This is a genomic window from Methylobacterium sp. CM6257 (genome assembly GCF_054611515.1).
Genome location: NZ_CM137735.1, coordinates 3,443,233 through 3,463,278, shown reverse-complemented (window position 1 = coordinate 3,463,278; position 20,046 = coordinate 3,443,233). Strand labels below are relative to the sequence as shown.

The 20,046-nt window shown below is 64.5% G+C and carries 17 protein-coding genes, 1 pseudogene and 1 riboswitch; of the genes and pseudogenes, 11 read left to right on the top strand and 7 right to left on the bottom strand.

The window, feature by feature from the left end; all coding sequences use genetic code 11:
* Window positions 1–67: 67 nt before the first annotated feature.
* The 4 genes from ACYCO6_RS16940 to ACYCO6_RS16925 all read left to right on the top strand — a co-directional run bounded on the left by ACYCO6_RS16940 (window position 68) and on the right by ACYCO6_RS16925 (window position 2,965).
* Entirely contained in the window at window positions 68–883 is an 816-nt protein-coding gene (locus ACYCO6_RS16940; RefSeq protein ID WP_459773091.1) for an HD domain-containing protein, read from the top strand.
* Between the two features lie 543 nt (window positions 884–1,426).
* Window positions 1,427–2,023 carry a hypothetical protein gene (locus ACYCO6_RS16935; RefSeq protein ID WP_459773089.1) on the top strand — a complete coding sequence of 199 codons (597 nt, stop codon included), beginning with the start codon at window positions 1,427–1,429 and terminating at the stop codon, window positions 2,021–2,023.
* 49 nt (window positions 2,024–2,072) lie between these two features.
* Window positions 2,073–2,137: riboswitch (Fluoride riboswitch) on the top strand.
* A gap of 100 nt (window positions 2,138–2,237) precedes the next feature.
* On the top strand, window positions 2,238–2,369 hold the full coding sequence (locus ACYCO6_RS16930; RefSeq protein ID WP_459773087.1) for a hypothetical protein: 132 nt from the start codon (window positions 2,238–2,240) through the stop codon (window positions 2,367–2,369).
* On the top strand, window positions 2,366–2,965 hold the full coding sequence (locus tag ACYCO6_RS16925) for a cation transporter (RefSeq protein WP_459773085.1): 600 nt from the start codon (window positions 2,366–2,368) through the stop codon (window positions 2,963–2,965). The genes ACYCO6_RS16930 and ACYCO6_RS16925 overlap by 4 nt, the downstream gene beginning before the upstream one ends.
* Window positions 2,966–3,302: 337 nt before the next feature.
* Here the strand turns inward: ACYCO6_RS16925 and ACYCO6_RS16920 are convergent, their stop codons facing one another.
* From ACYCO6_RS16920 to ACYCO6_RS16905, 4 genes and pseudogenes are all read right to left on the bottom strand, one after another.
* Window positions 3,303–3,479 carry a hypothetical protein gene (locus ACYCO6_RS16920; protein ID WP_459773083.1) on the bottom strand — a complete coding sequence of 59 codons (177 nt, stop codon included), beginning with the start codon at window positions 3,477–3,479 and terminating at the stop codon, window positions 3,303–3,305.
* 27 nt (window positions 3,480–3,506) lie between these two features.
* On the bottom strand, window positions 3,507–4,208 hold the full coding sequence (locus ACYCO6_RS16915) for a GntR family transcriptional regulator (protein WP_459773081.1): 702 nt from the start codon (window positions 4,206–4,208) through the stop codon (window positions 3,507–3,509).
* A gap of 302 nt (window positions 4,209–4,510) precedes the next feature.
* The gene (oxlT, locus tag ACYCO6_RS16910; protein ID WP_459773080.1) at window positions 4,511–5,827 is read right to left on the bottom strand and encodes an oxalate/formate MFS antiporter; all 1,317 of its coding nucleotides are present in this window, start codon (window positions 5,825–5,827) and stop codon (window positions 4,511–4,513) included.
* Between the two features lie 357 nt (window positions 5,828–6,184).
* A pseudogene (locus ACYCO6_RS16905) lies at window positions 6,185–6,337 on the bottom strand (IS5/IS1182 family transposase); the annotation flags it as partial.
* Between the two features lie 839 nt (window positions 6,338–7,176).
* Here ACYCO6_RS16905 and ACYCO6_RS16900 point away from each other — a divergent pair.
* From ACYCO6_RS16900 to ACYCO6_RS16875, 6 genes are all read left to right on the top strand, one after another.
* Complete coding sequence (locus ACYCO6_RS16900) at window positions 7,177–7,434, top strand: hypothetical protein (RefSeq protein ID WP_459773079.1); 258 nt, start codon at window positions 7,177–7,179, stop codon at window positions 7,432–7,434.
* A gap of 107 nt (window positions 7,435–7,541) precedes the next feature.
* A protein-coding gene (locus ACYCO6_RS16895; protein ID WP_459761871.1) for an IS3 family transposase occupies window positions 7,542–8,785 on the top strand; the annotation gives its coding sequence in 2 pieces (ribosomal slippage) (window positions 7,542–7,866 and window positions 7,866–8,785; 1,245 coding nt in all).
* Window positions 8,786–9,338: 553 nt separating this feature from the next.
* On the top strand, window positions 9,339–10,682 hold the full coding sequence (locus tag ACYCO6_RS16890; RefSeq protein WP_459773603.1) for a glycosyltransferase: 1,344 nt from the start codon (window positions 9,339–9,341) through the stop codon (window positions 10,680–10,682).
* Window positions 10,683–11,337: 655 nt separating this feature from the next.
* Entirely contained in the window at window positions 11,338–11,769 is a 432-nt protein-coding gene (locus ACYCO6_RS16885; RefSeq protein WP_459773077.1) for a YybH family protein, read from the top strand.
* A gap of 262 nt (window positions 11,770–12,031) precedes the next feature.
* Window positions 12,032–13,012, top strand: a complete 981-nt coding sequence (locus ACYCO6_RS16880; protein WP_459773076.1) for an ABC transporter substrate-binding protein — start codon at window positions 12,032–12,034, stop codon at window positions 13,010–13,012.
* A gap of 626 nt (window positions 13,013–13,638) precedes the next feature.
* A complete protein-coding gene (locus ACYCO6_RS16875; RefSeq protein ID WP_331327277.1) occupies window positions 13,639–13,869 on the top strand; it encodes a DUF6429 family protein in 231 nt (76 codons plus the stop codon).
* A 21-nt stretch (window positions 13,870–13,890) separates the two neighbouring features.
* Here ACYCO6_RS16875 and tnpC read toward each other — a convergent pair whose 3' ends face one another.
* The 3 genes from tnpC to tnpA all read right to left on the bottom strand — a co-directional run bounded on the left by tnpC (window position 13,891) and on the right by tnpA (window position 16,237).
* Window positions 13,891–15,411 carry an IS66 family transposase gene (tnpC, locus tag ACYCO6_RS16870; RefSeq protein WP_459764270.1) on the bottom strand — a complete coding sequence of 507 codons (1,521 nt, stop codon included), beginning with the start codon at window positions 15,409–15,411 and terminating at the stop codon, window positions 13,891–13,893.
* 68 nt (window positions 15,412–15,479) lie between these two features.
* Window positions 15,480–15,836, bottom strand: a complete 357-nt coding sequence (gene tnpB, locus ACYCO6_RS16865; RefSeq protein WP_042671684.1) for an IS66 family insertion sequence element accessory protein TnpB — start codon at window positions 15,834–15,836, stop codon at window positions 15,480–15,482.
* Entirely contained in the window at window positions 15,833–16,237 is a 405-nt protein-coding gene (gene tnpA / locus ACYCO6_RS16860) for an IS66-like element accessory protein TnpA (protein ID WP_459764273.1), read from the bottom strand. The genes tnpB and tnpA overlap by 4 nt, the downstream gene beginning before the upstream one ends.
* 640 nt (window positions 16,238–16,877) lie before the next feature.
* Between tnpA and ACYCO6_RS16855 the strand changes: the two genes are divergently transcribed.
* Window positions 16,878–20,027: a PAS domain-containing protein gene (locus ACYCO6_RS16855; protein ID WP_459773073.1), complete on the top strand. Its 3,150-nt coding sequence runs from the start codon at window positions 16,878–16,880 to the stop codon at window positions 20,025–20,027.
* Window positions 20,028–20,046: the final 19 nt, after the last annotated feature.

Genomic DNA, 20,046 nt, shown 5'->3' with positions numbered 1-20,046 from the left:
CCGTTGAAAGGGCAGGGCTGTACCTTCACCATCTTACCAACAAGGGTTTCTCAGTTCCCGACGCGATGTGAAGCAGGCCGATGGCGGGGCAACTTGCGGCCGTCAGAAGGCGGCATGCTTCGGGCTGAGTGCCATTGCGGCCTGGCACGGGCTGGACACTTCCGCCACGGCTGACGGCCAAGCACGAATGCACCCAATCGTGCGGGCGATGAACATCAAAACAGACGGAAAACGGAGCTGCGCAATGGCCGACATGATTTCCGGCATCAAGATCCCCGATAGCAACATCGCGCGCCAAGCTGCCGAACTGGTGAGGCAGCATGAATCTGAAATGTTGTTCAACCATTCCGTCCGGGTTTACGTCTTCGGCGCGATGAGGGGGATTCGCGAGGCCCTGAAATTCGATTCGGAATTGCTCTACGTGGCAGCCTTGTTCCATGACTTGGGGCTTGTAGACGCCTACCACACTCAGACGAAGCGCTTCGAAGTCGATGGCGCCGATGCTGCGCGAGAATTCCTCAGGAGCCATGGGATTCCCGAGCCGAAGGCAGATCTTGTTTGGGAGGCGATTGCGCTTCATACGACACCCGGGATTCCCGAATATATGCGGCCGGAAATCGCCCTCACGCGGGCGGGCGTCGCGATGGATGTGGTGGGAGTTGGATATGACGAGTACACGTCAGAACAACGCGTCCAGACCCTCGCCGCATTTCCGCGGGGCGACTTCAAGAGGGAATTTGTTCAAGACCAGCTTCGTTCGGCCTTGAAGAAGCCTGAGACGACTTTTGGAACGGTCAACGTCGAATACATTGAGCATTTCGACCACACATTCTGCAAGCCAAACGTCTGTATGCGCATCCACGATGCGCCTTGGCAAAGTTGAACACAGAACGAAGCTGTGCCGGCATCCACAGGCGGCGTAGATCTGACCGAGAGATCCTGTTCGATCCAGATTACGTCCGCAAAAGCACTGCTCGGTCAGCCGCCTGAGAACTGACCGTACGGACAACCGGGGCGGATTCACTTTCAGCCGGCCGCGTGAGCCGCAACGAAGGTCCGCTCCTGCGGTTTGAGAGCCTGGATCGGTCGGGCGGCTTTTGGGCCAGATCCGGCCGGCCGCTTCGTGGTCAAGGCAGCTGCCGAGCGGAGCGGCTGGCCTGCTCCGAAGCGGACACGTGGTGCAAATGGGCGAACGTCACAGAAGGGTGGGTAGCGGACGCTCGACCGTCTAATCTCGCAAGCCTGCTTTCCTACCGGATGCGGACCTTCGCCCATTGAGCGTTATGGAGGCTCCAAGCTTCGCCCCAGTGGGATCCTGCTGGCGCCCTGTCCTGCGGCATTCAGACCTCCCCGAACGAGAGTAAGTCCCTTGAGACCGGACCTGTGCTAAAATGACAGATGGGGTCTTCGTTAGCAGGCGACCGTGATGAGCATGCTCGGCGTGTTCGTGTTGGGCCTCGTGGTGGGCGGCCTCTTTGTTCTGGCCCGTCTGAACTTCACCCACCTGACGCGGCGGCGGGAGTGCCGCAGCCTCACGTCAGCCCTGATCGGCGAGATTGTCGCCCTGCTGGATGCGGTCGAAGCCCACGCGGTCGTGCAGAGGCTCGATGCGATTGCCCAAGGTGAGCAGGCAGTACTCAGCCCACCCGCGTCGTTGCCCATGATCGTCTTCAGCGCCAACGCCGACAAGCTCGATCGCTTCCCGGCCCCGCTGCCGCGCAAGCTCGCGTACTTCTACACACGCCTTGCAACCCTCTGGGGCCGGCTCGAGGCGGTAACCGCGACCTTGGCGACCCAGCAGAGCCTGACCGCACAGGAAGCCTTGGCACTCTCCCAGGCGCTCAAGGGCACGTTGGACTTGGCCGACGACATCTTACGGCAGTTGCGCCGGGGCCTCGCGCAGCATCGCCTGCGCCTCCGCTTCCGGCGGGAGATTATCTCGACCCTACCCGCTTATCGACGGTTCGCCCGGCCGACGCTGCTTCACCCGTTTGCCAAGCGGCCGTTCGTGCCGCGCCACTGAACTGCTGCGCGGGACTTTCACACTTCGGTCAAGGTTGATAAGGGGTCGGCCGTGTGATGGGGATGGAGCTCCCCGACAACCGCCTGTGCGAAGGCTGATAGCTCCTGCTGCGAGGGCACGAGATTGCCTGCTCGTGGCGGGAGTGCGCCCTACGCGAACCCGCTGTGAGGCGGGTCTTATGTTGCCCTTCGACCAATGGACGAAGGAGCAGAGTGTGGGCTTCTTGATCGTGTTCCTGGGCGCGGGGATCGGCGGCGCCTGCCGTCACGGGATCATCCTCGCCATCACCGCCTTGTTTGCTGCCCTCATGCCGATGCGCCTTCTGCTGAATGGAGGTGCGGCATGAAACCGATGGATGCCACTGCCACAGGGCTGCGCCGGGTCGTCCGGCTCGTGGCCCTTCTGAACCTCGGGTACTTTGGGGTCGAATTCGCCGTCGCGCTGGCGATCGGCTCGGTATCGCTTTTTGCCGACAGCGTCGATTTCCTCGAGGACGCCTCGGTCAACTTCCTGATCGTCGCAGCACTCGGTTGGACGGCTCGGAACCGGGCACGGATGGGGATGCTGCTTGCGGGTATCCTCTTGGTGCCGGGCTTGGCGACGATCTGGACGGCGTGGGAGAAGCTCTGGGCTCCGATCGCTCCGGAGCCGATCCCGCTCTCGCTGGCCGGCCTGGGCGCACTGGCGGTCAATCTCTCCTGCGCGTTCATGTTGGCCCGCTACCGCCACCACAGCGGGAGCCTCACTCGGGCGGCATTCCTGTCTGCCCGCAACGATACCCTCGCCAATGTGGCGATCATCGCTGCTGGGTTGGCCACGGCCTTCGTGTGGCGCTCGGCATGGCCGGATTTGATCGTGGGTCTCGCCATCGCGGCGATGAACGCTGACGCCGCTCGCGAGGTTTGGGGAGCGGCGCGCGAGGAGCATCGAGCAGCAGCTTGACCGGCTTTCCTACCGCGCACTCAGAATACCAGCGTTCCGATCAGGCAGGCCCGTATATAGTGCTCTGACGCCGACAAACAGCACACAGAGCAACGCGCTTTTCGAAATGCTAGCAGCACGTTAGCGGCCAAGCACGTGGTGCGTTCGTCGGCGCCCGTGCGCTAGTAGACTCAACCTGGCCTGGATGGACGAGGAAGACCAGGAGCTGATCGCGAGCACGGCCGATCTTGACTTGGAGATCGCAAATCAGGACACGGGGTCGGCGCCGATCTCGGCGCCGCCGGCAACACCGCGGGCCAGATGGTCGAGGCAGGTCTGACGTTCGGTCCCGTGCTTCTCATTCGGCCAGCACGAAGATAAGGCCGAGGATTGCCAGCAGCAGCGCTCCGCCCGCAAGGTTCTCCCCGGTCTCCTCCACAAGATGCCTAGCCCTGCTCGCGACGCTTGCAGCGATGAGCGCGGCGATCAGAAAGCCGAGCCCGAGCAGGTCGGTACTGTGAGCGGACGGCAGCATGGATCAGTTCTCCGCCAGAGACAGCTCTCACTTCTCCGGGAAGGCCCAGTGCTCTTCGACATGCGTGGCTAGACCCAGGGCATGGTCCCGAACCAGGATGGCCGCGCGCTCGGCGTCCCGAGCCCGCAACGCCGTGATGATAGCAGCATGCTCGCGCAGTGAGCGCTCGGCGCGGTCGGCCTGATGGATCGCCCGCGTCCGGATCGCCCGCACATGGACGAACAGGTCGCCGGCCATCTCGGCCATCAGCCCACAGCCGCCGAGCTGAATGATGGTCTGGTGAAAGGTCAGGTTGGCCTGCGAGTAGTCCTGCAGCTGATCGGCCAGGTTCGCGGACGTGAGAGCCTGGAATTCTCCTCCGAGTGCAGCGAGCTGTGCATCGCTGGCGGCTCCCGCCGCTGAAGCGGCCGCTGCGCTTTCGAGCGCGGCCCAGACCGCAATGATGTCGAGGATCTCGCGCTTGGTCTTGCGTACCATGATGGTGCCGCGCCGCGGCACAGAGCGCACGAAGCCTTCACGCTCCAGCAGCATCAGCGCCTCCCGCACCGGCGTTCGACTGATACCCAGGTCTCGCGCGATCCGTCGCTCGTCGAGCTGGATCTCGCCTGGATCGCTCCAGGGATCCGTTGTGATGATCGACTGCCTGATCGCGTCGTAGGCGAGCGTGCGCAGGCTTGTGGCCCGCTTCAGCGCCGTGACGCGAAACATCGGGTCGGGACGCTCAAGCATGGCGGGATCCCGGAAGAGATGGGAACCTCGAATGACGTGCGCCACGCGGGCGCAGCATTATGAAGGGGCGAAGCATCATCGAAAAGCCCACGGCCACGCATCAGCCGCCCACATACTCGAGCGGCCACCAAATTGATCAGCGCCAAGTGCCCTCTGCGAGCTGTTGCGACGACCTTTGGATCTGCCGGCTGGGCACCGCACGTCGCGTCGCAGGGCGAAGCATTGCGGGGAAGCCTCGGCAGAAGGGGCACCGGATGGTGATCCGGTGCCCCATATCGCTCGGTAGGGTCGCAGGCCTCCGTTCAGGCCGTCGCAACCTGTTTAGCGGCTGAGACGTCCGTGCTGATCTGTGCACCAGCGACGACGCGCTTGCGCCAGGGCTTCAGCACCGCGATGGCCAGGATCGAGGCCAGGATGTTAGCGCCTGAGGCGGCCAGGAACACGCCATTCCAATTGCCGGAGCTCTGCTGCAAGTAATTGGCGAACGGCACGAGCAACGCCGCCGTCCCCTTGGCAGTGTAGAGCAGCCCTGCGTTCGTGGCGGCGAACTTCGAGCCGAACGTGTCCGTGCAGGTGGATGGGAACAGGGAGTAGATTTCACCCCACGCAAAGAACACGAAGCCCGAGAGGAGCACAAACCACAGCGGATCGCTACCCCAGAGGTAGAGCATGTAGATGCCGAAGCCTTCCATCGCGAAGGCGATGAACATCGTGTTCTCCCGCCCGATCCGATCCGAGACCCAACCGAAGAACGGCCGCGTCAAACCGTTGAGGACGCGGTCGATCGTGGCCGCGAAGGTGATCGCCACCATGGTCACGCCCAAGAGCGTCACTGGCACCTTGTCGACGCCGATGTCAGCCGCGATCGGCTTCAGGTTGGCGGTGATCATCAGGCCGCCGGCGCCGACGATGACGAACATGAAGTACATCAGCCAGAAGATCGGCTGCCGCACCACCTCGCTCGGCGTGTAGTTGCGCCGCGTCTGGATGACGGCACTGTTATTCGTCACCTCAGGGATCTGCCCTTTTCTCGGCGAGGCGAGCAGAAAGGCGAGCGCGGCTACGATCAAACCTTGACCGACGCCGAAGTAAAGGAAGGCGGCCTGGAAGCCCTTATCGGCGATCATCCACTGGATCGGCGCGACGGTGAGTGCGGAGCCGGCTCCGAAGCCAGCGGCCGTGATGCCGGAGGCCAGCCCGCGCTTGTCCGGGAACCATTTCAGCGCGTTGCCGACGCAGGTGCCATAGACCGCGCCGGCGCCGATGCCGGCGATAACCTGGCCGAGGTAGAACATGCCGAGTGTGCCGGCATAAGCGTTGATGACCCAACCGATCCCGCATAGGGCGCCGCCGAACAGGACCACGACCTTAGGGCCGTACTTGTCGACGAACCAGCCCTCGACGGGCACGAGCCAGGTCTCAAACAGCACGAACAGGGTGAACGCCCACTGGATCGCTGCGCGGTCAAACCCGAATGTCTTTTGAATCTCGGGAACGAAGAAAGTCCAGCCATATTGCAGATTGGCAATCATCACCATGCAGACAACGCCGATGAACAGCTGCATCCATCGGTAGCCGTCGCTCACGCGCTGTGATTCCGCCTCGATCGGTGTTGGCATTGTCATCCTCCCTGTTGAGCGACCGACGTGCAGTCAGCCGCATCTCGTCTGGTTATTTTTGTCTTCACTCGTTTTCGCACGAGTTATTGCCATCGAACATTGCAAAGCGCAGGGTTACGACCCGGCGGCGGGCAATGACCGACGGTTTCGAAGATGAAGTCGGCCTTGTACGCAGGTCGCGGCTGCGCGAATCGCGATCCATATCCGGTCGGTCGCATCGACCGCCCGTTCTTGTATATGGTATGCCAATCATATGACATACCAGGCCCGCGTCAAGCGCATGCTGCGGGAATTTGATTTTGCGGTGCAAACCTCGAATGTGAACAGCGGCTCGTGAGAACTGACAGGCTTACAAGGTGTCGAGGCGTAGAACGGGGCCAGCTCCTGGCGCAGTACCGTCAGGTCGACGAAGCGATCGATGGAGCGCAGCAGATGGTCGCCGGGAACGTCGGTGCCGAGCGAGAGCTCGTGGAACATGGCACCTTGCTGGACTTGCCGAGGTCCCATCATCTGCTTCGATCTCCGTCTCTCGACCGAAGTGAATCACCCCGCAAATACCGCTGCAGCGCCGCAATTTTTCAACACAATTCGCCCATTTCGGTCATTGGACCGAGGTCGCGCACTTCTCCGAAGCGGGCGCGCCACCAATTCCTGTTATGGTCCGCCTCACCCAATCGCTGGAGCCTCGCTTCCTGCTAGAAAGAAGCGCTCGCCTCACAGTATGCGGCGCCGACATCAGGTTCTTTGAATTCGCTCCTGCGGCCTCGTCTCCAGCATGTCTGGCCACGAGGGCAGGAAAAGTAGGTTCAATCGCGTCCAGGTGGCCGCCGACGTGAACGGTTCTTCGGTTTCATGGCCTACATCCATACGGCAGCCGTCCTATCGGAGGCGTAGCATGACACCCAATCACCTCGCTCCAATCCGCCATGCGGAAGAACACGAAACTATGGGCGCGGCAGAGGATGGCAGCCCTGAAGAGCAAAGCATGATGCTCCGAGGATGGCAGCGTGCCGGCGCGCTTGCCCGGCTCTTCTATCCTGCGGGGCGAGGACTGCAGACTCCAAACACCATCGTTGCATCATCGAGCGCGTGAGATGGCGAGAACCGTCGCCCTGGGCAGACGGTAACGCCACTCCATGAGCTGTTGCAGACCAAGGGCGGGATCGTCTTCAATCGGGGTTTCGCTAAGCCGGATACCGCCAGCCTCATGGAGGCGGTGATGGCATGTTCTGGAACTGTGCTGATTGCCTGGGCACACTCGCGTATCCCTGATTGTATCGCTGCGCTCCCAAACCCGCCTCCCGCTCCCGATGAATGGCCGGCCGACCGCTAAGATTTGATGGGGGTCCTTGATCGAGGGGATGATGGCTGGGAATTCCAACAAATCACGCAGGATCTCCCGGCCGGTGATCGGTCCTATCTGTGAAAGCCAGCTGGAGTACTTCGTGAATGCGCGTGTGATGGGTTCCGAGATTCATGCGCGAGCCAGGGAGCTTCTGGTAGCGATGCTGGTCATGGATGCGATTTTTGGGATCCCCGGCGTGGCTGCGGCTCCAATCTACTATGCTTATCCCAAGAATGAGCTCTCCGCGCGAAGCCTGATCTGACTGGAGCGACCGGAATATAGGGTGTTGGCGATGCGCATCCGTCCTCCGCCTCCCGGTTGCTTGAGACACCCCGTTAGCGGACGGTCTCCGCGACAGGGGTGAGGACGATGAGCTCGGATACGAAGGCAGATGCAGGCGCAGTCGGTCCTGGTCGCGGCGGGCGCATGTCCCGGCAGCGCAAGCGGGATGCGGTGCTGCGGCTGCTGCGCGGCGAGGACCTGGAGAGCGTCTCGCGCAGCTTAGGCGTGACGGCCGCGACCTTGTCGGGCTGGCGCGACGCCTTCCTGACGGCGGGCGAGGCCAGTCTCTCCACCCGGTCCCTTGATGCGGACGCGCTGGAGAGCGGGCGACTGAAGGCCAAGCTCGGCGAGATGCTGATCGAGCGCGAGTTGCTGGAGGCCAAGATCGCTGCCCTGGAGGCGCGCGGCCCCGGCCCTTTGGCCCGCAGGAGGTCGCGGCTATGAGCCGGGCCGTCTCGCCTGCCAGCGGCAAAGCTTACGGACTGGCCCGGGTGTGCCGGATCTGGCGCGTGTCGCGCGCCACCGTCCACCGGCACCTCTCACCCGCCCGGCCCGAGCCGTCGCGCCGTCCCGGCCCGGTCGGGCCGATGCCGGATGCGGCGCTACTCACGCAGATCCGCGCCACCCTCACGGACAGCCCCTTTCACGGCGAGGGTCACCGCAAGGTCTGGGCGCGGCTGCGCCACAAGGGCGTGCGCACCTCCAAACGCCGCGTGCTGCGCCTGATGCGCGCCCATGATCTGCTCGCCCCCTCTCGCGTCGGCACACCGCGCGGCCCGCGCAACCACGACGGCACCATCGTCCCGGAGAGGGTGGACACGATGTGGGGCACTGATCTGACCACCACCTGGACGGCTGAGGGGCAGGTCGCGGTGTTCGTGGCCGTCGACCACTGCTCGGCCGAATGCGTGGGCCTCCATGCGGCGCGCCGGGCCACGCGCTTTGAGGCGCTGGAGCCGATCCGCCAGGGTGTGCGGCAGCGCTTCGGCGGCTTTACGGCCGAGATCGCCTCCGGCCTGAGTGTCCGGCACGATCACGGCAGCCAGTACATGTCGGACGATTTCCAGGCGGAGCTGGCGTTCCTGGGTATCGCAAGTTCGCCCGCCTTCGTGCGAGCGCCGGAAGGAAATGGCTGCGCCGAGCGCTTCATCCGCACGCTCAAGGAGAACCTGCTGTGGGTGAAGCACTTCGACACGGTCGAGGACCTGCGCCGCGCGCTGCTGGCGTTTCGCGACCTCTACAATAAGACGTGGCTGATCGAGCGGCACGGGTTCCGACCACCAGCCGCCATTCGCACCGCGCAGCTTCCACCCGCGGCCTTGGCCGCATAGGCTTCAGATCGGTGTCTCACAATCCGCGGGCGGTACATCCGGGCTGCACCACAACGGCCGAGATAGGCTCTCCAGACGCTAGTCCGCGAACGTTTGCTTCCGATGGTGATGCAATTCGTTGCTGGCGCTTCGCGGAATGCCGCCCGGCCAGTCTTCAACGCCTGCCGTCGCCGACTGAGCCAGATCCGGCCGGCAGCTTTGCGCCCGCGATGGTCATTTAACGAGCATCGGGCGCGGCTTCGGAGCGGACGATCAGTGCGACAGCTGCCAGGTGACGATCGTCGCGGGGTGCGATGCCGCTTCGGCTAACGCCTCGCCGCTACTACTCGCAGTCGGCATACAGGACACCGCGCCGAGTTACAGCACGTCCTTGTACCCGCCGTAGGCTCGCATCGATGGCAAAGGCGCCGACAACGAGCCTGCCGACGTGGTGGTTCCGCTGAGGAACCACCCATGTCTTCATGGCGCTGAAGCACCCAACGGTGAGCATGAATGGGGCAGCCGAGGAGACTGGCGCGCCAGAAGGCGTTACGATCCCTCAGCCTTGAGCGAGGTGCAGGATGATCTCGCAAAGAGCTCACAGCGCAGCCCGCAACGAGGTAGTACGGTGCGGATCGCGCTGACCAGCTTCGGGACCCGCGGCGACGTACAGCCCTTCCTAGTCCTCGCGCTAGCTCTGCAGGCGCGCGGGCACGATGTGATCCTGGCGGCTCCCCCCAACGTCGTGGGGTGGGCCGCTCGATGCGGAGTTCGCACGGAGCGCATTGGCTTCGACACCCAGGCCTATATGGACTCTCCCGAAGGCCAAGCCCTGTTTGCATCCGGCAACGTCCGGGCGATCATGAAACGCATGCAGGCGCTGATGCACGAGCATCAGGATCTGCTGATGGCGGACCAAATGCGTATCTGCGACGGTGCAGATGTTATCGTGGCAGGCGTCCTGACAGAGGATCACTCGGCGGTGATGGCCGAGGCGCAGGGTAGTCCCCTGATCGCGCTGCACCTCGCCCCGTTCAGGCCCACCGGTGACTTCGCCCACAGTCTCGTCACCACGCGAGACCTGCGCTCGCGCCTGCTCCACCGCCTGACCTACACTGTGGTGGAGCGGCTGTGGTGGGCCGCTCATCGCGACAGCATCGCGGCTCTGCGCCGTCGCGTGGGACTCGCCCCCACACGTCAGCCGACCCAGCAGCGCCTCGCCGCGGCGCGGTTGTGCACCGTGCAGGCTTTCTCGCCACAGCTCGTTTCTCGGCCTTCAGACTGGGATCCGATGCAGCGGATGATCGGCGCTTTTCAGCTTCCGAAGGCAGTGTGTGCGAGCCTCGGGGAAGCAGCCTCGCCGCCGCACCTCGCCGCTTGGCTTGAGGCCGGTCCGGCACCGGTCTACGTCGGTCTTGGCAGCATGCCGGTCAGAAACCCTGTCGGGATGCTGAACCTCCTCAGTGAGGTCGCTCGCCGCTGCGGTCGCCGCATGGTGGTGGGCGCCGGTTGGTCGCACATGGCAGCACTAGAGGAACCATCGCCGGAGATCCGCCTCGTCGGCGCGGTCGACCACGACTGGCTCCTGCCCCGTTGCTCAGCCGCCGTCCACCACGGTGGTGCTGGAACGACTCATGCCATCGTAAGGGCGGGCTTGTCGTCTGTGGTTGCATCGGTCTTTGCCGATCAACCGTTCTGGGGCGCGCGACTGATGCGGCTCGGTCTCGGCTGCCATGTGCCGTTCGGAAGACTGACAAGCGACAGCTTAGAGCGCGGGCTACGCCATGTCTCGGACGCTGCTGCGGTCGCGCGTGCGGCGGTGTTCGCGGCGCGCATGCGATCCGATCCCGATCCTGTTTCAGAGGCTGTACAAATCATCGAAGAGAGCACGTCGACTGCCTTTCGCTATCCTCCCTGAGCGTCGCCGGCGAGCTCCTGTGAACGTTGAGCCGTGGATCGCCGCCCTGCTCAACCGCCCTCGACCCCGGTCGCAACCATGCCGATACGCTTGAACTGCGGCCAGCCGGAGCCGTCGTGCTGGCCAGTGCCACTAGGGGCCGGGCACAGGTTCACGTTGATTTCAGGCGTGCCAGGGATCGCTCCGTCATCAGTTTCGTAGAGGCTGAGTCATCCTTTGGTCTGCTCCGATGTGGTGAACAGACCGAAGGACTTACGCACCGACCCTGAGCAGCTGCTCGCCCACCCAGCCGCGATCATGAGGTTAGAACTCCGCCGTTGACCACATCACGCTTGGCATATGGGCTCGAAAATGCGTCACATGGCGAGCGGCTGCCCGGATGTTTTTTCCAAGCCAGTTTCCGAACGCTTATCATTTCTACAGCCAGACAGCGGCGACGCCGCAGGTTCGCAGCCCGACGTAATGCCGAGCCTCGCTTCTTCAGCTTGTTGTCTGAATCTCTCGCTCAAAGCTGGATTAAAGCCAGCCCAAAAACGTATATAGCTCGTCTGCTGACCATAATGGGAATAATACAGTGTTCGTGCGCAGACCGGATACGGTACTTGCCGCAATGCCAGCGCCCGCACTAAGATGAGTATGCAGAGGGGAGGGTTCGATGCGCCGGAACTTTGTTTTCCCGATAATGGATCTCGGGATGCTGGCGGCCTCCAGTCCAGCCCTGTCCGATACTCTGCAATCCGATGCACAGGGCGCGGCAATCAAGTGGGATGAGGCCTACAACAGCGGCGACATGAGCGTCCTTGGCAAGCTCTATACCACTGATGCTATAGTCGCGACGAAGGGCATGCCGCAGTCGGGTGGGGGCATACAGAAATTCTTCTCGGGACCGAAGTCGAAAGGTTGGGCGGATCACAAAACGACTGTGCAGATGGCTCTATCAAGAGACAACTTGCTCATCGTGCCTGGGCGTTGGGAGATGACCGGCCCCGTCGAGGGCGGAACGAAGAAGAAGTTCGAGGGGAACTGGGTGAACGTGATGGGACGCCGCAACGACGGCTTGCGCACGGTCCTTCATACCTGGAACTAAGTATCGCTCCGGAAAGCTTGTTTCACCTGGGCACGGCCAGCATCGACTTCCGACAGAAATCATGGAAGGACGCCGCGAAATCATGCGTTCTGTTCACGCTCCCCGTACTCAATGTCACCTCGGCCCAGGCACTCCAAGCAGACGGCCTCCCATAACTTGGCCTCACAAGAGGTGCGATTTCTCATCATTACTGCATTCAACACGCGCACGAAGCGCCATATTCCTCACATTCGACGTTTGCGTCGACCGAGCGCAAACAGCGATGATGAAGGTGATTACCATACCGATCTTGTCACTCATGTTATGCTCAAGTATCGCCGTTGGGGAACAGCACTACATAGAGAAAAAAGTGGCGATTGTCACAAATTTCTCAGAAAACGATCCCATTGCAGAGAACCTTGTAAGGGGATTTTCAGAAACTTTGGACAGCAAGAAGCAAAAAGATATCACGATAAAGTACGAATATTACTGGTCAGGGGGCAGTACAGACATCGCTAAGCTTCATGCCACAAATATCGTTTCCAGTCGTCCCGACGTGATCTTTGCTGCGACCACTCCAGTAGTGAGAGCGCTATTGAATGAAACCAAAACTATACCCATCGTATTTGCGACTGTAGCCGATCCGGTCGGGAGCGGCTTCGTAGAAAATTTGGCTGCCCCTGAAAAAAACGTGACTGGATTCATCAATTCGGAGGGCAGCATCGCTGGCAAGTGGGTTCAATACCTTAAGGAGCTTTTGCCAGAGATGTCATGCATATCGATGATGTATAATCCTCGCACGGCGCCATACTTTAAATACTATATTGGACCATTCGAAGAGACCTCGAAGTCCATGAAACTTTCACCTATGCTGTCACCTGTTGACAGCGAACGAGAAATTGAAGAGACGATAACCTCTCTGTCGAACGGCAAATGCGGCCTGGTGCTGATGAACGATAGTTTTAATTTTGTCCATCGTCATAATATTAGCAAAATATCTGAGAAGTACGGCGTTCCAGTGGTTGCTTATAACAAGGCCACAGTTTTGAATGAGGCACTCATAGCTTATGGCCCAGAGGAGCTGGACGCATACAAGAATGCTGCGGGATATGTAAAGAAAATAATTGATGGAGCTCAAGTATCTGGTCTTCCTGTGCAGCTAAATACCCGTTTTTATTTGTCTATAAATCTTGGAAAAGCTAAAAAACTCGGCATACAAATCCCCGCCTCATTCCTGTCCCGTGTTGATGATGAGGTCGAGTAAGTTCGCACAGCTCTTGCATGCGGAACGTGCCTTCGTCGAAGTCCCTTTGTGGAGTGACCGTCTTATTTAACCTGAGCCGAGGAAGAGGGACGCTTCGACGCCGATCCACACCTGACAATGATGGCGGCTTCAGTACGGTCGCTGCGCGGAAGCAGACCGGCCGAAATCACCCGTACCGGCCGGTAGTTTGCTGCCTGACCGAACAGCCTGCAAGCGGACGTTCCCGGCTTCGGCAATGGGTCGAGAGCGGCCGTCACACCGACGCCCGCTTTTCTGGTCTCCAGTTCGGAAGTGGACGGGCCGCAATCGGCCAGCCTCGGTCATCGCGCAGCCCTGCGTGAGTGTCTCAGATGGGTGGCAAGCAGGCACTCAGCCAGACGCCGCCGCATCGAGCTGCTTTGCTACCAAGATCGGACGTTTGCTGACCGAGCGTGCTGGAGCCTGTTACGAGCTGCTCTGCCAGGTTCCGAGAAGCTTCTCCAGCGACCGCCGTAGCTCTGGGCCGCGGATCGGTTTGGCCGGGCGCAGTCGATCTCCGTAGCCCGGATCGTTCCTGACCGTCACTTCACCGTAACCGATCGGCTGGGACCACGCCCGGTCTGAGCGCGGCGTGCTAATCTGCTCGGATGGCGGTCGACGAGGAGCGCATCGACGAGGCGGTGCTCGCCCTTCTGTGGCTGACGCTCCACGACGGGCGTCGGGCCTGGAAGGGCTTCGACTGGGCCGTGCTTGGCCGTCTCCACGCCAAGGGGCTCATCGCCGATCCGGTCGGACGCGCCAAGTCGGTGGTGCTGACCGACGAGGGACTGCGCCAATCCGAGGCGCTGTTTCGGACCCTGTTCACGCGGCCCGACTGACGCGCCTGGGCTGCAGCGTTCTCAGGCGACCGCTTGGAGCGTGGGTGTGCTCGGGTAGGCCCAGGGCAGAAGCTCGTCGAGGCGCCGCTGCGGATGGCCGTCGACGATGCGGGTGATGACGTCGGCCAGGTAGGCCTGCGGCTCGACTTCGATGAGCTTGCAGGTCTCGACCAACGAGGCGATCACCGCCCAGTGCTCGCCCCCGCCGTCCGAACCAGCAAATAGGGCATTCTTCCGATTCAAGGTCAGAGGCCGGATTGCGCGCTCGACGGTGTTGGAGTCGATCTCCACACGCCCGTCGTCGAGGAACAGGCTCAGCCCCGCCCAGCGGCTCAGGGCGTAGCGGATCGCATCCGCCAAGTTGCTCTTGCGGCTCAGGAGGCCGAGCTTCTCCCGCAGCCACGCCTCCAGCGCCTCGACCACGGGCCGGCTTCGTTCCTGCCGGGCCGCCCGTCGCTCCTCGGCCGAGCGCCCGCGGATCTCGGCCTCGATCCGGTAGAGCGCGGCGATGCGCGACAGCGCCTCCGTCGCGATCGGTGAGGCGGCGGCGAGATCATAGAATTGCCGACGCACATGGCTCCAGCAGTAGGCCAGCCGCACCGCGCCGCCCTTGGCCAAGCTCTCGTAGGCCGCGTAGCCGTCGACCTGGAGCACGCCTGCAAACCCGCAGAGATGCGCGATCGGTCGTCCAGCCTTGCGGTCGGGGGCGTAGACGTAGGCGACGCCGGGCGGATCGGTCCCGCCCCAGGGCCGGTCGTCGCGCGCATACGCCCAGAGCTGGCCGGTCTTGGTGCGGCCGCGGCCCGGATCGAGCACCGGTGCCGTGGTCTCGTCGGCAAACAGCTTGCCCGAGCGCTTGAGCGTCTCCAGGAGCCGCTCGTGCACGGGCCGGAGCAGGAAGGCGGCGCGCCCGACCCAGTCGGCCAGCGTCGAGCGGTCGAGGCTGACGCCCTGGCGGGCGAAGATCTGCGCCTGTCGATACAGCGGCAGGTGGTCGGCGTATTTGGAGACGAGCACCTGCGCGACGAGAGCGTCGGTCGGCAGGCCGCCCTCGATCAGCCGCGCCGGTGCCGGGGCCTGCACGACCGCGTCCCCGCAGGCGCGGCAGGCGTAGCGCGGGCGGCGGATCACCAGCACCCGGAACTGCGTCGGCACCACGTCGAGGCGCTCGGATACATCCTCACCGATCCGGTGCAGGGCACCCGCGCAGCACGGGCAGGCGAGGCTGTCGACGTCGACCACGCACTCGACCCGCGGCAGGTGGGCGGGCAGTGCCCCACGGTTCGTGCGCCGCTTGACCCTCTGGGCCTCCTTGGCGGGCTCCGTTTCCTCGGCGGCAAAGCCCGCGGCCTCGACCTGCTCGGCCTCCTCCAGCCCGAGCAGGAGCTGATCCTCCGGCAGGCTCTCGGCGCGGCGGCCGAAGCGGTGGCGCTGCATGGCCAGGATGATCTGGCGCAGCCGCTCGTTCTCGGCGCGCTCCTCGGCGAGCAGCGCCTTGAGCGTCTCGGGATCGTCGGACGAGGGCGAAGCAGGCGCGGCCACGAAGCGGATGAGAGCAGATCCGCCAGTGACTTACTACCGCGATTAAGCCTGTCCGCCAGTCTTTTTGCTCAGCCGGCAACCGCCGGCACGCCCACGGCACGAGCCGCATGGACGCGCTTCCAGTCCAAGCCTTCGACGAGCGCCGCGAGCTGCGCCGCGCTCAGCCGAACCACGCCGTCCTCGATCTTCGGCCAACAGAACTGGCCAGCCTCCAAACGCTTGGTCGCGAGGACCAGCCCGCTTCCATCCCAGACCAGGAGCTTCACCCGGTCGGCGCGTTTTGACCGGAACACGTAGACCGTGCCGGAGAACGGATCCGCGCCCATCGCGTCGCGCACCAGAGCGGCCAGCCCGTCCATGCCCTTGCGGAAGTCCACCGGCCGTGTGGCCAGCATCACGCGCACCGCGCCGGAGGGCCCGATCATAGGGGAGCCTTCAGCGCCCGGATCACCGCGGCGATCTGAGCCGCGCTCGCGCCCTGAGCGATGCGGACCGTGGCGCCTGCGATCTCAACTTCGATGCCGTGACAGCCGCGTTGCTCACGCAGCCCGGAGCCCGTCTGCGCAGACACCGGCTCCTGCGGGCCCACACTCAGGACGGCCGGCACGAACCGTACTGTGCGGTCGTCGTGCCTCCCAGCCTGACGCGCCAAGCGCCGCCACGTGAACAGCTGCGAGGCGCTCAGTCCGTGTCGGCGTGCCACCGCGCTGATCGAGGTGCCCGGCCCATCACTCTCGGCGACGATGGCGGCCTTTTCCTCATCCGACCACGTCCGCCGCCGGCCGGCCCCGGTAAACAGCTCCAGGCGCCGGATCGGCTCCGACATAGCCATACGCCCTGGCATCGACATGTGACGGAGCTCCCATTCCGCTCCGTATGTCGCCTTCACACCGCTTGCCGGAAGGTGCCGCCCAGACAGCGCTTACACTTCACCCGTGGCAAACAGGAAGGGCACACCCAGAGCGGCCAGCCGGCTGGCGAGCGGGTAGGCCGTCTCCTCCAAGGTTCACGTCCAGCACGGCTGCGTCGGGGGCACGCTGAGACGCTGCTCCCGGCCCGCCGCATCGACCAGGGGGAAGTCCGTCGCGCTGATCCAGCGCTCTTCGCCGTCGGCCGGGCGGCGGCAGCGACAGGAAGCGGCGGTTCAGCCAGCCGAACAGGGCCGAGAGGGTCAGGAGGAGCGCGGCGAGGTCGAAGAGGGAGAACACGTCTGCTCCGGGGGCTGGCAGGGCTCGCTGGGCCGCATCGCCGTCCCGGACAACGCGGATCGGCAAGAAGCCGCAGGCCGGGTCCGTTCGTTCAGCCTTGCCACGCTCTAGGTTATGGGCCCAGGTGTCATGCCGAGATGCGGAACCTGGGCCGGGCGCGCGGCAGGGACCTCCCGGCGATAGTCGAGGCAGCCCCCGGGACCCATGTTCGATAGCGCCACCTCAATGGTCCCATTCTTCCTCGCAGGAGGCGGGGGGATGGGCGCGATGATGCGCGGCCACGACTGGTCCGGTTCGCCGCTCGGGCACCCGGACACCTGGCCTCCTTGCCTGCGCTCGACCGTGAGCCTGCTGCTCGGTTCGCGCTTCCCGATGTTCGTGGCCTTCGGGCCCGAGCTCGGCTTCCTATACAACGACGCCTATGCCGAGATACTCGGAGGCAAGCACCCGGCCGCGCTCGGTCGGCGCTTCCACGAGATCTGGGCGGAGATCTGGCCCGACATCGCCCCCCTCATCGAGAGGGCGCTGTCCGGAGAGCCAACTTGGTCGGAGGATATGCCGCTGACCATAAACCGGCGCGGCTACGACGAGCTGACCTGGTTCACCTTCTCCTACTCGCCCGTCCGCGACGAGGAGGGCCGGGTGACCGGCATGTTCTGCGCCTGCACCGAGACCACGGGCCGCGTCCGGGCCGAGGTGGGCCTCCGGGAGGCGGAGGCGCGGCTGCGGGCGCTCGCCGACCACCTGCCGGGCGGCTACGTCTATCAGCTCGCCACGCCTCGGGACGGCTCGGGGCGCCGGTTCCTCTACGTCTCGCAGGGTTTCGAGCGCATGACCGGCCTGCCGGCCGAGGCGGTGCTCGCTGACCCGGCCGCCGCCTACGACCTGTTCCTGCCCGAGCACCGGGAGCGTCTCGCGCAGGCCGAGGCCGTGGCCATTCGCGACCTCGCGCATTTCGACGTCGAGGCGCCGATGCGCCGGCCAGACGGCGGCATCGTCTGGACCCGCGTCATCTCGGCGCCCCGGCTCGTCGACGACTATGTGGTCTGGGACGGCCTGCACCTCGACGACACGGCGCGCCGCCAGGCCGAGGACCAATTGCGCGAGAGCGAGCGCCGCCTGCGGCTGGCGACCGAAGCGGCCGAGGTGGGGCTGTGGGACGTGGACGAGGTCGACCAGACCCTGTTCTGGCCGGCGCGGGTGAAGGCGATGTTCGGGATCTCGCCGGACGTGCCGGTCTCCATGGCCGACTACTACGCCGGCCTGCACCCCGAGGACCGGGACGCCACGAGCGGGGCCTACGCCGCCGCCGCGGACCCGGAGCGGCGCGCCATCTACGACGTCGAGTACCGCACGGTCGGGAAGGAGGACGGCGTCGTGCGCTGGGTCGCCGCGAAGGGCCGTGGCGTCTTCGAGGGCGACCGCTGCATCCGCGTGCTCGGCACCGCCATCGACATCACCGCGCGTAAGCAGGCCGAGGCGGCCCTGCGCGCCAGCGAGGAGCAGTTCCGCGTCCTCTCCCAGGTGCTACCGAACTTCGTCTGGGTCACCGGTCCGGATGGGCTCGCGAACTGGTTCAACGAGCGCGTCTACGCCTACGCCGGCGCCGCGCCCGGCGCGCTCGACGCCTCCGGCTGGCGCGACATCATCCACCCCGACGACCGGGAGTCGGTGACCGAGACTTGGCTTGCGGCGGTCGCCGCCCGCTCGGACTACCAGAGCGAGTACCGGCTGAGGCGCGCGGACGGCACCTATCGCTGGTTCCTGGCCCGGGCGCAGCCGGTCCTGGCAAGCGACGGCACAGTGGTGCGCTGGGTCGGAACCAGCACCGACATCGACGACCAGAAGCGCGTGATGGCCGAGCTCGTGCGCTTCAACGAGACCCTGGAGCAGCGCGTCGCGGAACGCACGGCCGAGCACGACCGGGTTTGGCGCAATTCACGCGACCTGCTCGTCGTGGTCGGGGCCGATGGCGTCTTCCGGGCGGCCAACCCGGCCTGGGAGGCGATCCTGGGGCACAACCCCTCCGAGGTCGTGGGCCGCCACTTCGGCGCGTTCATTTGGGCGGACGACGCCGAGATCACGCGGGCCGCCCTGGAGCGTGCCGTCACGGTCGGGCCGCTCACCGACTTCGAGAACCGCTACCGGCATCGGGACGGCACCCCGCGCTGGATCTCTTGGCGCACGTCCATCGAGGGCGACCTCGTTTACGCCTACGGGCGCGACGTCACCGCGGAGAAGCAGCAGGCCGAGGCGCTGCGCCAGGCCGAGGAGGCGCTGCGGCAGTCCCAGAAGCTGGAGGCGGTCGGGCAGTTGACCGGGGGCGTGGCGCACGACTTCAACAATCTGCTGACCATCATCCGCTCGTCGGTGGATTTCCTGCGCCGCTCCGACCTGCCCGAGGAGCGCAGGAGTCGCTATCTCACGGCGGTCTCAGAGACCGTTGACCGGGCGGCCAAGCTGACCGGCCAGCTCCTGGCGTTCGCGCGGCGGCAGGCGCTCAAGCCCGAGACGCTCGACGTTGGCGCCCGCCTGCGCAGCGTCGCAGACCTGCTCGACACGGTCACGGGCGCGCGTATCCGGGTGGTTACGGAGCTGCCCGAGCGGCCCTGCTTCGTCCGGGTCGATCTCAGCCAGTTCGAGACGGCGCTGGTCAACATGGCCGTGAACGCCCGCGACGCGATGGAGGGCGAGGGCACGCTGAGGCTGCGCCTCGATTGCGGCCTGCCATTGCCCGCGATCCGCGGCCATGCGGGCGCGCCGGGCCCATTTGCGGCGGTGTCGCTGCACGACACCGGGTCGGGCATCGCCCCTTCCATCCTAGCGCACGTCTTCGAGCCCTTCTTCACGACGAAGGAGGTGGGCAAAGGGACCGGCCTCGGCCTCAGCCAGGTCTTCGGCTTCGCCAAGCAGTCGGGTGGCGACGTGGCGGTCGACAGCGCTCCCGGCCGTGGCACGACCTTCACGCTCTACCTGCCCGAGGTCGAGCCGGAGGACCCAGCTGACGCGTGCGACGGCGATGTCGGCTCCGTCGAGACGCGCGGCATCGGTCAGCGGGTGCTGGTGGTTGAGGACAACGTCGAGGTCGGGCGCTTCGCCACCCAGATCTTGGAGGATTTCGGCTACGCCACGACCTGGGCGGCCAACGCCGAGGACGCGCTGGACAAGCTCGGCTTCGATGGCGCCGGCTTCGACGCGGTTTTCACCGATGTGGTCATGCCGGGCATGGGCGGGATCGAGCTCGCCCGGCTCCTGAAGCGGCGGCTGCCGCACCTGCCTGTGGTGCTGGCCTCAGGCTACAGCCACGTGCTCGCTCAGGAGGGCGGGCACGGCTTCGAGCTGCTGCAGAAGCCCTACTCGGCCGAGCAACTCTCTCGCATCCTCCAGCGCGTCATCCGGCGTCGGTAGAGTGTGGGCGCGAGGGACC

Excerpts from the sequence above, each read along its gene's own strand:
- ACYCO6_RS16855 (WP_459773073.1), top strand. The coding sequence starts at position 16,878 with ATGGGCGCGATGATGCGCGGCCACGACTGGTCCGGTTCGCCGCTCGGG.
- oxlT (WP_459773080.1), bottom strand. The coding sequence starts at position 5,827 with ATGCCAACACCGATCGAGGCGGAATCACAGCGCGTGAGCGACGGCTAC.
- ACYCO6_RS16920 (WP_459773083.1), bottom strand. The coding sequence starts at position 3,479 with ATGCTGCCGTCCGCTCACAGTACCGACCTGCTCGGGCTCGGCTTTCTG.
- ACYCO6_RS16935 (WP_459773089.1), top strand. The coding sequence starts at position 1,427 with ATGAGCATGCTCGGCGTGTTCGTGTTGGGCCTCGTGGTGGGCGGCCTC.
- tnpA (WP_459764273.1), bottom strand. The coding sequence starts at position 16,237 with ATGTCGGAGCCGATCCGGCGCCTGGAGCTGTTTACCGGGGCCGGCCGG.
- ACYCO6_RS16925 (WP_459773085.1), top strand. The coding sequence starts at position 2,366 with ATGAAACCGATGGATGCCACTGCCACAGGGCTGCGCCGGGTCGTCCGG.
- ACYCO6_RS16875 (WP_331327277.1), top strand. The coding sequence starts at position 13,639 with ATGGCGGTCGACGAGGAGCGCATCGACGAGGCGGTGCTCGCCCTTCTG.
- ACYCO6_RS16885 (WP_459773077.1), top strand. The coding sequence starts at position 11,338 with ATGCGCCGGAACTTTGTTTTCCCGATAATGGATCTCGGGATGCTGGCG.
- ACYCO6_RS16915 (WP_459773081.1), bottom strand. The coding sequence starts at position 4,208 with ATGCTTGAGCGTCCCGACCCGATGTTTCGCGTCACGGCGCTGAAGCGG.
- tnpB (WP_042671684.1), bottom strand. The coding sequence starts at position 15,836 with ATGATCGGGCCCTCCGGCGCGGTGCGCGTGATGCTGGCCACACGGCCG.
- ACYCO6_RS16880 (WP_459773076.1), top strand. The coding sequence starts at position 12,032 with ATGATGAAGGTGATTACCATACCGATCTTGTCACTCATGTTATGCTCA.